Source organism: Archaeoglobus fulgidus DSM 4304 (genome assembly GCF_000008665.1).
Lineage (GTDB): Archaea > Halobacteriota > Archaeoglobi > Archaeoglobales > Archaeoglobaceae > Archaeoglobus > Archaeoglobus fulgidus.
Genome location: NC_000917.1, coordinates 1,494,773 through 1,509,062, shown reverse-complemented (window position 1 = coordinate 1,509,062; position 14,290 = coordinate 1,494,773). Strand labels below are relative to the sequence as shown.

The 14,290-nt window shown below is 50.0% G+C and carries 15 protein-coding genes; 4 read left to right on the top strand and 11 right to left on the bottom strand.

Annotated elements, in window-relative coordinates; genetic code table 11:
* Complete coding sequence (locus AF_RS12440; protein WP_010879175.1) at window positions 1-1,176, bottom strand: vtpJ-therm; 1,176 nt, start codon at window positions 1,174-1,176, stop codon at window positions 1-3.
* 108 nt (window positions 1,177-1,284) lie between these two features.
* Here AF_RS12440 and AF_RS08440 point away from each other — a divergent pair, with 108 nt between their 5' ends.
* Both AF_RS08440 and truD read left to right on the top strand, forming a co-directional pair.
* Window positions 1,285-1,908 (top strand): SCP2 sterol-binding domain-containing protein, encoded by a 624-nt coding sequence (locus AF_RS08440; RefSeq protein WP_010879174.1) that lies wholly within the window; start codon window positions 1,285-1,287, stop codon window positions 1,906-1,908.
* A 63-nt stretch (window positions 1,909-1,971) separates the two neighbouring features.
* Complete coding sequence (gene truD / locus AF_RS08435) at window positions 1,972-3,207, top strand: tRNA pseudouridine(13) synthase TruD (protein WP_010879173.1); 1,236 nt, start codon at window positions 1,972-1,974, stop codon at window positions 3,205-3,207.
* On the opposite strand, the gene cobB1 is transcribed toward truD, so the two are convergent.
* The gene (gene cobB1 / locus AF_RS08430) at window positions 3,188-3,925 is read right to left on the bottom strand and encodes an NAD-dependent protein deacylase Cob1 (RefSeq protein WP_010879172.1); all 738 of its coding nucleotides are present in this window, start codon (window positions 3,923-3,925) and stop codon (window positions 3,188-3,190) included. The two genes, truD and cobB1, sit on opposite strands and share 20 nt — an antisense overlap.
* A gap of 48 nt (window positions 3,926-3,973) precedes the next feature.
* Here cobB1 and AF_RS08425 point away from each other — a divergent pair, with 48 nt between their 5' ends.
* Both AF_RS08425 and egsA read left to right on the top strand, forming a co-directional pair.
* Window positions 3,974-4,357: a thioredoxin family protein gene (locus tag AF_RS08425; protein WP_010879171.1), complete on the top strand. Its 384-nt coding sequence runs from the start codon at window positions 3,974-3,976 to the stop codon at window positions 4,355-4,357.
* 63 nt (window positions 4,358-4,420) lie between these two features.
* On the top strand, window positions 4,421-5,476 hold the full coding sequence (gene egsA, locus AF_RS08420; RefSeq protein WP_010879170.1) for a sn-glycerol-1-phosphate dehydrogenase: 1,056 nt from the start codon (window positions 4,421-4,423) through the stop codon (window positions 5,474-5,476).
* Here egsA and AF_RS08415 read toward each other — a convergent pair.
* The 9 genes from AF_RS08415 to ala form a co-directional block, all read right to left on the bottom strand.
* On the bottom strand, window positions 5,473-6,417 hold the full coding sequence (locus AF_RS08415) for a potassium channel family protein (RefSeq protein WP_010879169.1): 945 nt from the start codon (window positions 6,415-6,417) through the stop codon (window positions 5,473-5,475). The two genes, egsA and AF_RS08415, sit on opposite strands and share 4 nt — an antisense overlap.
* Window position 6,418: 1 nt before the next feature.
* Complete coding sequence (locus AF_RS08410; protein ID WP_010879168.1) at window positions 6,419-6,832, bottom strand: ACT domain-containing protein; 414 nt, start codon at window positions 6,830-6,832, stop codon at window positions 6,419-6,421.
* A 9-nt stretch (window positions 6,833-6,841) separates the two neighbouring features.
* Entirely contained in the window at window positions 6,842-8,143 is a 1,302-nt protein-coding gene (locus AF_RS08405; protein WP_010879167.1) for a phenylacetate--CoA ligase family protein, read from the bottom strand.
* 64 nt (window positions 8,144-8,207) lie between these two features.
* On the bottom strand, window positions 8,208-10,139 hold the full coding sequence (aprA, locus tag AF_RS08400; protein WP_010879166.1) for an adenylyl-sulfate reductase subunit alpha: 1,932 nt from the start codon (window positions 10,137-10,139) through the stop codon (window positions 8,208-8,210).
* A 16-nt stretch (window positions 10,140-10,155) separates the two neighbouring features.
* A complete protein-coding gene (gene aprB, locus AF_RS08395) occupies window positions 10,156-10,608 on the bottom strand; it encodes an adenylyl-sulfate reductase subunit beta (protein WP_010879165.1) in 453 nt (150 codons plus the stop codon).
* A 48-nt stretch (window positions 10,609-10,656) separates the two neighbouring features.
* The gene (locus tag AF_RS08390) at window positions 10,657-11,004 is read right to left on the bottom strand and encodes a DUF6955 family protein (RefSeq protein WP_048064720.1); all 348 of its coding nucleotides are present in this window, start codon (window positions 11,002-11,004) and stop codon (window positions 10,657-10,659) included.
* A 10-nt stretch (window positions 11,005-11,014) separates the two neighbouring features.
* The gene (gene sat / locus AF_RS08385; RefSeq protein WP_048064439.1) at window positions 11,015-12,385 is read right to left on the bottom strand and encodes a sulfate adenylyltransferase; all 1,371 of its coding nucleotides are present in this window, start codon (window positions 12,383-12,385) and stop codon (window positions 11,015-11,017) included.
* 167 nt (window positions 12,386-12,552) lie between these two features.
* The gene (locus AF_RS08380; RefSeq protein WP_010879162.1) at window positions 12,553-13,221 is read right to left on the bottom strand and encodes a TIGR00289 family protein; all 669 of its coding nucleotides are present in this window, start codon (window positions 13,219-13,221) and stop codon (window positions 12,553-12,555) included.
* Window positions 13,218-14,186 carry an alanine dehydrogenase gene (ala, locus tag AF_RS08375; protein ID WP_010879161.1) on the bottom strand — a complete coding sequence of 323 codons (969 nt, stop codon included), beginning with the start codon at window positions 14,184-14,186 and terminating at the stop codon, window positions 13,218-13,220. Before ala ends, AF_RS08380 begins: the two co-directional genes overlap by 4 nt.
* Window positions 14,187-14,290 lie beyond the last annotated feature (104 nt).

Sequence of the window (14,290 nt, the reverse complement as noted above, 5' to 3'; positions counted from 1 at the left end):
TCACTCAACCAAATCCACACAGTTGCCCCTCAGCAACTCCTTTACCCACTCGTAAACCCTGTATCCGCCAACCTTCTCGCAGTAAAAGCGGTCCTTCTGCAGCGGATAAAGCAGCCCGCCGGTAAGGACTGTGTGCTGGTAGTCGTAGGGCAGGAATCTGCAGTATCTGTCGCTGTAATCCCTCAGCTCATCGGTTACCTTCAAAAGCCTTGTTTTAAACTGCCAGGGCCAGTAAGCGCTGAAAACACTCCCTATAACCAAATCCTTCTGGTCTTCGAAGAAGCCATAAACGCAATCGCTGCACTTATCTAGGAAGTACTCTATCGCGTAGGCTGGGTCTTTTCCCTCAAAATACTGCAGCGCTTCAGGCGGGAAGTTCTGCTTGCTCCCCCACCTCTCCATAATCTCATTCACCTGGAACTTGCTGTCGCTATCCGGATTTATTCCCGGCCCCGCGTCGTTTATCACCGTCACAGGCTTACCAAAAATACTCCACGCGGTATAGCCGTGAAGCAGAGTTGCGTAGCCGCCTGCGCTCGAACCTGCAACTACAATCCTGTCAAAGTTACCGTTCTCCTTTATCCACCTCATCGCAACTATCGCATTGACGTACCCCACATGGTATATCGTCTTCTCCTTCCCATCATCAAAGTATCTCACTACCCTGTTCCCCATGTGCAGGTCGCCGGTGTTGTAGGGCACGAACACAATCGTCCAGTCCCTGAACGGGTTCTCGGCCTTCTTGACGTCAAAAATGCCTCCTCTGTAGTAAAGCTTGAGGAAACAGAAATTTGACTCCAGCGCAACAACGCTTCCAATTCCCAGCAGAGGCTTGCAGCTCTTAAGGTCTGTGCAGAGCATTGGCTTGCACGTTTCGTAGTCCGCACATGCCCCTCCACCTTCAAAGAAAATCAAAAGGTTGTTCGAAGAGCCCTTCCTCACCATAATGAACGTATCCTTGCCCATTCCGTTAACGCATGGCTTAGGAAGAGGCACCTTCACCCAGTCTATCCCATCGCTTGGGTCGTCAACCGGCAAATCTTTCAAGGACGGCATGCTGCTGATATCCACCGTAAAGGGGTCAGCGTACCTTTCCTCAACAACCTCGTAGCTGCAGAGGGCCATGGCTGGTGCGATACTCAGCAATAAAATCAGTACTGCCAAGGCGAGCCTCATAGCAAAAGTTAATCAATTATTATATAAATTTTATGTTTAAAATGATTATTTCCATTATCATCATCAAAAATCAGAAAGAATTAAAACAGGTGCTGGCTACTTAAAAACATGGCAGTTGTGTATCCGTCGAAGGAGTGGCTGGACGAGCTTTTGAGAGTCGTTAACAGCGATGAGGAGTACAAGAGGGTGGCGGCAAACTGGGAGGGGGATTATCTCGTTATTTCCGAAATAGACGAGGCTGCCCTGAAGGACTTTCAGAACCCCAAAATCCTCAGAGGGTTCCTGTCCCTGGTTTACGCAATACCAAAGGAGAGGAGGGAGAAGTTCAAGGGCACCCCGGCAGAGGTCTTCCTTCAAAAGCTCGGTTTATCGCTCGACGAGGACATGGATGTAGACTCGCTGAACTATGACGAGCTAACAAAAAAGGTTGCCGAAATCAAGCTTGACGAGGTGAAGGGTGCGGCACTCTACATCTGGCTGGACTTCTGGCATGGGGAGATGAGACACGCCGAGCCCGTTGCTCCGGGCGAGAAGGAGGATGCGAAGTTCAAGCTCAGCGGGCCATATGCGGCATTCAAAGAGATGATTTTCAAGAAAATCGACCCGACGACGATGATTATGCAGGGGAAGCTAAAGCTGCAGGGAGATTTGGCTTACATGATGAGGAACATAGCCACCGTGAGGAAATACAACGAGCTTCAGAACTCCATTGAGATCGACACCGATCCCTAATTTTTTATTTTTTCTGCTAATTACTTCAGGCAAAGATATAAAGCTATTGGGTCATGCTGCAATGTGGAGGAAAAGGTAGGCATCGAATGCTACATCACCTCTACTCCCGGAATGGGTGGAGAGATTAAGGCTGAGCCTGAGGATTTCTACGTCGAAGAGATTGCAGAGTTTAATTTGAGCGATGAAGGGGATTTTCTGATAATCAGGGTGGAAAAGAAAAACTGGGATACGCTTAACTTCGCCAGAGTGCTTTCCAACGCTCTCGGCATAAGCCAGAAAAGGATAAGCTTCGCTGGGACGAAGGACAAAAGAGCGCTGACTGTGCAGTATTTTTCCATTTACGGAGTAAAGAAAGAAGAAATTGAGAGAGTAAACCTGAAAGACGCGAAGATAGAGGTCATCGGATATGCAAGGAGAGCAATTCAGCTAGGGGATTTGCTCGGAAACTTTTTCAGAATCAGGGTTTACGGCTGCAGGGACGGAGAGATATTTCAGGAGACGAGAAACGAGTTAATGGAGAAGGGAACTCCAAATTTTTTCGGTCTTCAGCGCTTTGGCTCAATAAGGTTCATCACGCATGAGGTGGGGAAGCTCATTCTTCAGAATAACTACGAGGAGGCGTTTTGGGTTTACGTCGCAAAGCCCTTTGAGGGTGAGAACGAGGAGGTCAGAAAAATAAGGGAAATTCTGTGGGAAACGAGGGATGCAAAGCTCGGTTTGAGAGAGCTGCCAAAATACCTGCGATATGAGAGGAATTTGCTTCAAAAGCTCAGAGAGGGAAAAAGCGAGGAGGAGGCTTTGCTCTCACTGCCGAAAAACCTGAAAATGATGTTCGTTCACGCCTACCAGTCTTACATCTTTAACAGGCTCCTTTCAGAGAGGATAAGACAGTTCGGCAGCCTAAAAACTCTGGAAGAGGGGGACTTTGCGTGCTACCTGACCTTCAAAACACGTCCAACCTTCTCGGACTGCAGCGAGGTTGAAGTTAACGAGGCGAGAGTTAGGTTCCTCGTAAAGGAGAGAGTCGCTTCTCTGGCCTTGCCGCTTGTTGGTTACGATACGAAGCTGAAGGGGTGGAGCAGAATAGCCCTCGATTTTCTCAGCGAGGACAATTTAGACCTTAGCAGCTTTAAGACTAAGCACAAGGAGTTCTCATCCAGCGGCTCCTACAGACCTGCGGACACTCTCATAGAGCACACAGGTCTGAGTTTTACTGACAGCACATTCAGCTTTTACCTGCCGCGTGGTTGCTACGCAACCGTCTTCCTGAGAGAGTTTCTCAAGACAGAGCTTTCCTGACGTGCCTCACCAGCTCATCCATGACCTCCCCCGCCTTCCCTCTCAGGCTGTAATCTGCAATCGGTGTCAAAGGTGTCTCGTCCGGGTTTATTTCGATGATAGCTCCTCCTCTTTGCTTAACGATCAGCGGAAGCGATGCTGCCGGCTGAACCACCGCTGAGGTGCCGGCTACAATTATCACATCCGCCCTTTCAACTTCTCTCATCGCTCTATCCAGGACATCGGGAGGGAGCATCTCCCCAAACCAAACCACCCCTGGACGCAAAAGGGAGCCGCACTTATCGCATTTTGGCAGAGGAGGGATTTTCGGCGCAGATTCGACCTCGAAGGAGTTGTTGCAGGATGTGCACCTCACCACCCTCAAGCTGCCGTGGAGGTGGATGACGTTTCTGCTTCCCGCCCTCTCGTGCAGGTCGTCAACGTTTTGAGTGATCAGGCATTTCAGAACCCCCAATCGCTCAAGCTCCGCAAAGGCTTGGTGCGCTTTGTTCGGTTGAGCGTTGAAAACCTTCTCCATCCTCCAAGCGTACCACTTCCAGACCTTTTCAGGGTCCTTAGCAAAAGCCTGAGGGTTGGCAAGCTCTTCGGGACGATACCTGTTCCACAACCCATCCTTTCCGCGGAAGGTCGGTATTCCGCTCTCAGCCGACACTCCGGCTCCCGTTAACGCGACGAGGTATTTTGACTCGGCTATAGTTTTCAACAGTTTTTCGTCCATGAACAAATTTCGCAAAATATTGATAAATCTTTATTCATTCCAAAAACTGTGAAGGCAATCTACGCTCTACTCGCAGTTGTTGCCCTTGCTCTGGTCGCAGTCTCCCTCTTCAGCCAAAGCGATTCAATGGAAGGTTGGTACAGCTACCAGGAGGGGAAAAAGCTTTCTGAAGAGCAAAAAAAGGAGATGTTCGTGTTCATAGGCACGTCCGAGTGCGGGGTATGCAAGAGATTTAAGGAGTTCTTCAGAAGCAACCAGTCTGCCATGGAATTCATCAGGAAAAACTACATCCCCGTCTATGTTGATGCGATGAGGGAAAAAACTCCCGTCAGGGTAACTTTCGTCCCCGTTTTCTGCACGGGGTTCGATGGTAACCTTTCCTGCTTCTCCACCGCCTTTCCGGAGGAGCTTATGATGCTGCTTGAGAAATAGTCGATTAGATTTATATACTAATTCCACAGACTGTACACACTGGTTTTACGAAGAGGTGGTAGCATGAGATTCAAGACGGTTGACCTTCCGTATCACGTGTACATTGGCGAAAACGTGATTTCAAAACTGCCGAAGGTTCTGAGAAGTTTGGATGCAAACTACTTTCTTCTCCTGACGGATGAAGTTGTGAAGAATCTTGTAGTTGTCAATCTCAAAGAAACACTAAAGGACTTCGAATACGACATGATGCTCGTTGAGTCGGCAAAGATGGAGGAGGCAAGGAAAATCGTGCTGAGAGGAGGCTTTGCAGACTATGATGCAGTTGTCGGTGTTGGTGGGGGGAAGGTTCTAGACGTTTCGAAAGTTGTTTCGTCAGAGCTTAACGCATCGATGATAAGCGTGCCCACCACAGCCTCTCACGACGGTATAGCTTCTCCGGTGGCGAGCTTCAAGGAGAACGGAAAGCCGATATCCATTTCAACCAACCCCCCGTCGGCGGTGATTGCCGACCTGAACATTATAAAGAACTGTCCCATCAGGCTGCTCAGGTCCGGCTACGGTGACCTCGTTTCAAACATCTCATCAGTGAAGGACTGGCAGCTTGCAAGAGACTTGGTTGGGGAGGATTACAATGAGGTTGCTGCATCTATTGCCGTGATGCCAGCGCAGCTAATGGTGAGCAAGGCCGATGAGCTTGATTTAACGCTCCCGCCCCACCTGCTGATGCTGCTGAGGGGACTGATTATGAGCGGCGTTGCTATAGCCTTCGTGGGCTCAAGCAGACCCGCAAGCGGAGCGGAACACAAGTTCAGCCACGCTCTCGATTATCTCGGCTACGGGAACGGCACTCATGGAGAGCAGGTTGCCCTCGGTACGATAATAATGGAGTACCTCCACGAAAAGTACTACGGGAGGGGTGACTGGGAGCAGATTAAGATGTCGCTTGAGAAGGTCCATGCCCCGACAACGGCAAAGGAAATCGGCCTGACAAGGGAGCAGGTGATAGAGGCATTGATGCTTGCGACGAAGCTCAGAAAAAAGAGGTTCACAATTCTCGAAGCTGTAAAACCCACAAAAGAAGAGTTTGAGCTCGTTGTGGAGAAGACAGGCGTGGCTTAAAGCTCGAGAGGTGCTTCACCGGAGCAGAGGATGTACAGAATATCCCCCTTTTCAAGCCTGGTGTCAGCCTCCGGCAGTATCACATCACCCCTCCTCACCACTGCAACAACAATGCATCCAGTCCTTCTCCTCAAGTCAAGTTCTCTCAGAGTTTTTCCATCCATATACTCATCGGCAACAACCTTCTCAAGGTTCAGCGACTTCGCCCCGCTTATAACAGTCTCAACAAATTCTGCAACGGCTTTTTCTGAAAGCAGGGAGATAATCTTCTTTGCCGCATCCCGGTAGGGGGAGAGAAGGATATCAACACCAACTCTCCTCATCTTTTTCTCCGCATCCGGGCTTCTGAGGATTGCAACAGTCTTTATTCTCGGATTGAGTTCCTTGGCAGTTAAGATGGCAAAGGCATTACTGGCATCGCTCATGCAGCAAATTAGCGCCTTAGCCTTTCCTATTCCAGCTTTTTCAAGCGTAAAGTCGTCTGTCGCATCACCGTGCACAGCAACGTATCCATCCTCCCTCGCCGCCGATACTTTACCGATATCGGAGTCGATAACGACTACCTTGTCCTTTGGAAGCTCTTTAATTATTTCCCTTCCCATTAGCCCGTATCCGCAGAGTATGAAGTGGTCCTCCATTTTTTCAATCATCTTCTCCCACCTTTTCTCAATTCTGCCCTCAACTATCAGCCCCATAAACACGTTTACGGCATACAGAAATGTCCCAACTCCCACGAACATCAGCAACATCGAAATTACTCTTCCCCCCGGCCCCATTGGTTTAACCTCGCCGTAACCCGTAGTCGTTATGGTTATAACAGTCATGTAGAGGCTGTCGAACCAGTCCCACCCTTCAACGAAGTGATAACCGACTGTTCCTGCGAGAACTACGAGGGATAAAAAGATACCTATCTTTAAAAAAGGTGTGGAGGTTGAAGACATATCAGTTTATTTCTCCTTTGAAAAGAACTCCCAGTTTTTCGAGGACTTCCTTTGCCTTCTCCCTATCGTCAACGCGGAATATTATCAACGCCTTGTGCTTCTCACTCGTGAAGGCGTAAACGTAGTCTATGTTCACACCCGCGTCACCAAGCGCTTTGGCAATTCTGTGCAGCGCTCCCGGCTTATCCTCGACCTCCACAGCGAGGACGTTCGTCAGCCTGACGGTGAATCCGGCCTCCTTAAGGGCCTGATACGCCTCGTCGGTTTTGTCAACAACCATCCTGATTATTCCGAAGTCCCCCGCATCCGCGATGGTGAAGGCTCTTATGTTTATGTTGTGCTTCATAAGCACCTCCGTAACCGCAGCAAGCCTTCCGGGCTTGTTTTCAACAAATACGGAAATCTGCTTTACCATGCTATCACCTTATATCTTTCTTCTATCAATTACTCTTTTAGCCTTTCCCTCGAACCTCTGCAGCGTTCCTGGGTTGACAACCTCAACCTTTGCCCAGACGTTAAGAACGCTCTTCAGCTTGTCCGCAATTTTCTTCTCCAGTTTCAGAATGTCTCCAGTGGTGTCTATCTCCGCCTTGTCACTCAGCTCAACCTGCACCGTAAGCTCGTCCAGCCCATCCTCGCGGCGGTCAACGATTATCATGTAGTGCTCCCCCACTTCCGGAATCTGCATAAGGACGTGCTCAATCTGGCTCGGGAAGACGTTGACACCTCTTATAATCAGCATGTCGTCCGCTCTTCCAAGGATGCGCATTATCCTCGGATGAGTTCTCCCGCAAGCGCACTTGTCGGTCTCCATGTAGGTTATGTCCCCAGTCCTCCACCTTATCAGCGGTAAAGCCTCCTTCGTTAGCGTTGTAACAACAAGCTCTCCCTTCTCTCCCTCACCAACCTGCTCCCCTGTCTTGGGGTCGATTATCTCTATCAGGAACATGTCAGCCCAGATGTGCAGCCCCTGCCTCTCAGTGCATTCCGTGAACAGGGGGCCACTTAGCTCTGATGTGCCGTAAACATCGTATGCGGTAATTCCGGTCTTATCCTCAATCCTCTTTCTCGTCTCCTCACTCCACGGCTCCGCTCCAAAAATCCCAGCCCTCAGATTCGTGTCCTCGGCGATGTCAACACCCATCTGCGACGCATACTCAGCGAGGTAAATCATGTAAGAGGGCGTGCACGCCATAACCGTGCTGCCCAAATCCTTCATCAGCTCAATCTGCCTTGCAGTGTTTCCGGCTGAGATTGGCAAAACAGTAGCACCAAGCCTTTCCGCAGCGTAGTGAAAGCCCAAACCGCCTGTGAAGAGCCCATAACCGTAGGCAATCTGCATTATGTCGTCGCTGCTCACACCGCAGCTAACAAGAGCCCTGCAAAGGCTCTCAACCCAGTTGCGAATGTCGTTGGCAGTGTACCCCACAACCGTTGGCTTGCCAGTTGTTCCGCTTGAAGCGTGAAATCTCACAACCTGAGATAGCGGAACGCAGAACATTCCGAAGGGATAGGTGTCCCTCAAATCCTGCTTCTTCGTGAAGGGCAGCTTGGGCAAATCGTTCAGACTTTTGATGTCGTCAGGTGTTACTCCAGCCTCCCTGAACCTCTGGCGATAGAAGGGGGAATACTGATAGACTGTGCTTACCAAGGCCTTGAGCTTGCGCTCCTGTATCTCCTCAAGCTCCTTGGCATTTAGCCTCTCAATGGCAGGGTTCCAGTACATGATGCAGAGTTAAGGCAATGCAATAAAAACTTTTAGATTTAGAAAAAAGAAAAATTTTAGAGCTTTAGAAGCTCCACTCGATGACCTGCACGTACGGCACTTTCTCGAAGGTCCACTCGTCCTTCTCAGCGTCGTACTTGCTGCAGACGAAGCACTTCCACTCCTCGTCGTTGAGCTCTGGGTAGTCGGTTCTGTAGTAGTATCCGGGCCATCTGGTTTCCTTTCTGAAGAGCATGTGCCTGACGTGTGCCTCAGCAGTCCAGACTCTGTGGACAAGCTCCCATGCTCTCATCAGCTCGTGGAGGTCTCTTGCAGCGAGCTTCTCGAGGTCCTCCTTCAGGAAGGCGAGCAGCTCAAGAGCTCTCTGCAGCATCTTCTCGTTGGTCTTGTAGATTGTTGCAATTCCAGCAGCATACTCGTCCATGATCTTCTGCAGCCTGACAAGACCCTGCCACGGCAGGATGTACTCTGGGTTGACGTCATCGGCAGTTGAGAGGTCCTTGTACTGCATGAACCTCTCCATCGGTGCGTAGGCCTTCTTCTTGAGTTCCTCAACGACCGCATCGTCAATTTCTGGGTTGGGCTTCTGCTCGAGGATGAACCTCACTGCGGCCTTCGCTGCAATCCTGCCCTCAGTGAACGAACCGCTGGAGAACTTGTGCGGGTTGGCACCAGCACAGTCACCGATGGCGAAGAGTCCCTTGACTGTGGTCATCCTGTTGTACTTCAGCGGGAAGAGCTTTGCGTACTCCTCCGGCATCAGATCCTCAGGACCGCATACCCAGAAACCTGCCTCACCGCTGTGTGAACCCATGATGTAGGGCTCAGCCGGTGCAGCTTCAGACGGCTGCTCCTGCGGGTCGATGTTCTGGCAGGCCCACAGCAGAGCCTGGCTGACTGTCATGTCGAGGAAGTCCTCGAAAGCCTCCTCGTAGATGTGCTTCAGCTTCTTCTTGTCTCCTCCAGCCAGCTCAGCGAGAGCCTCCTCAGTGTGCATGTAGATTGGCTGGTTGCCGTCCATGATTTCGAGCATGACCTGGTGGTTTCTCAGCGGTGTCGGGATTGGCTGGGCTGCACCGTAGGGCTTGTACTTCTCAAGCTCTGCAGCCCTTGTCTTGATGTACTCCTCTCCATACGCGTTCTTGGCCTTACACTTGAAGAACAGGAACCATGCTCCAACTGGGCCGTAACCGTCCTTGAACCTGAAGGGTATGAAGCGGTGTTCAAACTGCGTGAGCATCGCTCCGGCCTTCAAGCCCATGTAGTAACCGCTGCCAGTGTCGAAGATTGCATACCATGTCCTTCCTGCTGCTTCGCCAGTGCTTCTCGGCCTGAAGAGCAGTGTTGCACCTCCGGTTGCCAGAATGACGGCTTTCGCCTTGAACACGTAGAACTTGGGCTCTCTAACGCTGAAACCGACGGCTCCGGCCACAGCGTTGGGGTCGTTCTTGTCCTTCAGAAGCTCGAAGATGAAAACTCTCTCGTAGATGTTCTCCTCACCGACTGCCATCTTCGCAGCTTCTGCGATGATTGGCTTGTAGCTCTCACCGTGAATCATTATCTGCCACTGTCCCTCTCTGACGTACTTCCCATCGGGAGTCTTCCAGATGGGCAGTCCCCACTTCTCGAAGAGGTGGACCGTTCCGTCAACATGCCTTGCGTAGTCAGCAACAAGGTCCTCTCTCGCCAATCCCATCATGTCGAGGGTGACGTATCTGACGTAATCCTCAAGGGTGTTCTGCCTCTCGGACCTGCCGGTAAGGTCGATGTATGTGTTAATGGCTGAAAGACCCTGGGCAACAGCTCCGCTTCTCTCAACTGCTGCTTTCTCAACAAGCGTAACCTTCAAACCGCCAAGCTTTGCCCAGTAGGCAGCCTCGTACGCTGCACCACAGCCGGAGAAACCTCCTCCGATAATCAAGATGTCCGTCTCCACAACCTCTGTCGGCACTTCATCTGCCTTATACAACTCATACTTTTTCGGATAATATACCATTTCTACCACCTCACCTTTAAGCCTTCTTCTTTACCTGCGGGAACTCGCTCGTTCCAATAATCTCGGGTTCTCCAGCAAGCAGTTCGCTCTTCAATGCCTCCTCGGTCGGCTCAGGGAATCCCTCGAAGGGCTGAATTGAGCCCCACGGGGTTGTTCTGATGGCGAACTTGAACCTCAGAACCTTTCCGTTTCTGTACTTGACCGTCCACATGATGTCTGAGGTTCCTCTCATTGGCACACAGGCTCCGCCAAGCGGGGAGTAGTCCACGTAGCCTCTCACGTCAATTGCGCCCTGCGGGCACATCTTAACACAGCTGTAGCACTCCCAGCACATGTCCGGCTCTCTGTTGTACGCTTTCATCTTCTCTTTATCGAGTGTCATCAAGTCGTTGGGGCAGATGTACTCACACGCCGTTCTCTCCAACGCCTTACATCCGTCACACTTTTCCGGGTTTACAAACGATGGCATTCAACTCACCTCCAACCTTTTCATACATTTTTCTAAAAAAAAATTAAATTACTCTATATCTGGTGGAGGTATGTACTCATCCTCCTTCTTTGCTGCCTCCACCAGCTCATCCAGCCTTTCAAGGACCTTGTCTATGACATCCAAAGACTTTGCCTTTGCAATTTCCTCGAACAGTGCTCTTCTGAAAGCTACTGGTACATCTTCGATGTAGCCCCTTGAGTCAATTCTTGCCTTGTCAAAGGCCTTGAGAATCTGCTCTGATTTCTCTTCCGGCACCTCTACGATCAGAGATTTAAGCTGGCCACCAAAGAGGTACGTGATTTTCTCCTCAAGCGGTGTTCCCTTGATTTTCTCGTACCTCTCATCATCCAGGAAAACGGAAATGTAGTGCGGCATCTCCATCACCTCACGCCTTGGGAACCTCCATCGCCGGGAGGTCGATCTCAAGCTCCTTGTTCTTGAGTTCGAGGTACTTTCTGTTGACGAAGGGGTAGTTGTACACTTTCCACCACTTTACGATTTGCTTGTAAACCTCAGGCCTCATGACAACTCTCGGCGGGAAGACTCCCTCGGCAACCATTCCTCTCAGGAAGCTTCCGCTGAACTTCTGCTTCGCATCGGTGTGGCCACAGTTTTCGCTGTAGGCGATTTCCTGGCAGATTGGGCAGTACCAGAACTCAGCCATGTTCTGTGGGATAATCTTCAGGCCGTAGTCCACCTCATTGGGCGGAGCTTCGAAGCCGAAGCTCGGAATGCCCTGGCTCCAGAGTATCTGCGTCGCGTACATGTCGTAGTACTCTCCAACCGCAGCGTGGTCTCTGCCGAACATGTGGTGCGTACATCCCATATTCTGCCTGATAACTCCGTGCAGCAGCGACTCAATCGGGTTGCCGTACCTCATGTCCCAGAGCGTGAAGGTGACCATGTGCCTCTCAGGCTTGATGTAGCCGTACTTGTTTACAGCCTCATGCCCCTCAAGGATTGCCTCATCCGGATAGTCACCTCTCCTCTTTGCTCCAATGATGGCGTTTACGAGAATTCCGTGGCACGGCTCGATGTCGCCGGTGTAAGCAGCACACTTCATCAGCATCTCATGCCCCACGTGGGGGACGTTTCTCGTCTGGTGGGCAATGACCGTTCTCCACTTCTTCTCGTTCTTAATTACTTCTCTGCATTTTGACGGTGGGAACCAGAACCTGTCGTAGGGCTCCTTGAACTTGGGCTCGTTCACAATCGTGTACTTTCCTGCAAGAATGATTGGATTGTGCATCTTGTAAATCACGTATCCCGGATGCTTGTCGTCAAATGGCTCTCTCACAACTTCAGGGTTCTTTTCCGGAGTGCCAAAGGTGCGGGTTGCAACATCTACGGGGTCAATCTTGTAAACTTCCTCGATGTCGAGAGTTGCAAAGGGCTGACCTTTAAGCATGAGCAAGAGCCTGTCTCCCTCTTTGACGTCGAGAGCCTTGTAGTCCTCCTCGCTGATGTCGAAGAGAATCGGATAGGGGAAAATCCATTCGCTCAGCAATCTCCTCTCGTTAAGAACTCTCTCAAGCTCGTTCTGCACCATCGATCCCTCAACGGGGCTGAAAAAGCCGTAACAGACGGACATTATCTCTCTGTAAACGTGGCGAATTGGTGTACCATCGGGCAGCGTTGTGGGCTTCAGTTCATAAGTTGGGCATCCAGCAATCATTTTTTCAGCAATGTCTCTCTTTTTAACAACTCTCTCAACAAGTTTTCCGCCGTGCGGTGGCGGTGTTTTAATTAAAGGCATCTCTTCCACCTCCTAACCTATGATGTATTTTTTTTCACAGCCTTATATAAAGGTTTCGAAAAATATTTTAATGATTAAAGGTTTTCGAATTTTCAAAGACATTCAAAACCGCGCAATTTTCAAACTCTTCGAAAATAAAAGGCAAAGGAGTTCAAAAAATTTTCTACTCAGGTTTTCGAAATTTTTGAATATCGTTCAATTAAACAGTAACCCCTCACCCCGTCCCAGAACTTTCTAATGCTGTCAACTTTTATCCTAAACCTGTAAAGCGGGGCGTCGAGGACGAGCGTCTCAAATTCTCCCCCTTCTCCAGCCAAATGCACGCTGTACTTCTCGTTTAGCCTTTTAAGGTCTTCAATGCATTCCTTATCAATCCTTCTTCCCAGAAAGCTTTCATCAAGCCCCATTGCCGAAACGCTGACAATTATCGCCTCAAATTTTTCAGCAACCTCATACATCAGCTTTTCGGGGTTCGCTTTCCACAGAGGGGCGATCAGCTTCATTCCCACCTCCCTGCAAACCTTTTCAAATCTCTTTTTCTGATAATTCGACTCTATTCCGCCAATACACAGCGCGTCAGCGTCAACTTCCCCAATCTGCCCTGCAAGCTCATCCACTTCTTTCTCTTCCTCGCCGGAGACGTAGAGCTTCTTCAGCGGCAAACCCAGAGACTCGGCAACAACATCAAGCATGTGGAGGTTCACGGAGTGGAACATGTAAGAATCCTCATTCTCTGGAAAAATTCCCACCAGAGAGATAACCTCGTGCTTTTCCGCAACCTTGTGCAGCGCTAGAATTGAGTCCTTTCCTCCTGAAATCAGTGCCGCTACCTTCATATCCTGAAAAACTTTATTTTACTCCCCACGTTCTTGCTAAGGGCGTTCTCATAAACGACTTTTGCAACAGCCACGTCCTGAATCGCCAAGCCTGTGGAGTCGAAGATTGTAATCTCCTCATCGCTCTCCCTTCCATCCTTCAGACCGGCTATAACCTCCCCGATGGTTGCGTGAACATCTTCAACACCTATGACGCCTTTTGAAACCGCCACATTAATCTCCCCGCCGTGCTTGGCCTGTTCAAGGTCATCGACAACAATTTTAGCCTTTTTAAGTATTTCTACATCCAGTTCCTGCTTTCCAGGCCCGTCCGCACCGATTGCGTTTATGTGCGTCCCCTCCTCAACCCACTCAGCCTTAACAACTGGTTTTCGTGACGGAGTTGTGGTGACAAGGACATCGCATCTGCTCGCCTCCTCAGCAGGCTGCACGGAAGCTGAGATTCCCCTATCTTCGCAATAGCTAACGAACTTTTTCGCTGCCTTTTCCCTAACATCGTAGGCCTTGACTTCTCCTATATCAAACACTCTCCTCAGAGCTTCGAGCTGGAAATACGCCTGAGTTCCGCAGCCGATAAATCCAAAAACGCTGCTGTTCTTCCTTGCCAGATACTTCGCCGCTATTCCTCCAGCAGCACCGGTTCTCAGAGAGGTCGTGTAGGTTGCGTCCATCACAGCCAAGGGAAACCCCGTCTCAGGGCTGTTCAGTATCATCAACGCCATGACTGTTGGCAGGCCTTTATCCGGATTTCCGGGATGGGAGTTCACCCACTTCAATCCTGCGTACCCCATTAAATGCGCCGGCATAGCCCTTAAATCGCCTTTTTCGAACTCAAGATACACCTTTGGCGGCATTTGAGCTTTACCAAGAGCGTAAAGTCTGAACGCCTCCTCAACAGCATTCATCGCCTCGTCCATCGATATCAGGGATTCTACTTCCTCCTGAGTCAAAATAAGAGTCTCCATGATGTCCTGTCTTCTTGAAAAGTATTAAAGTTAATGTCAAGTTTTCTTGAGATGCTGTAAGAAAAATTTTTCTATTCAATTTTTCCTTCAATAGATGCTCTCGA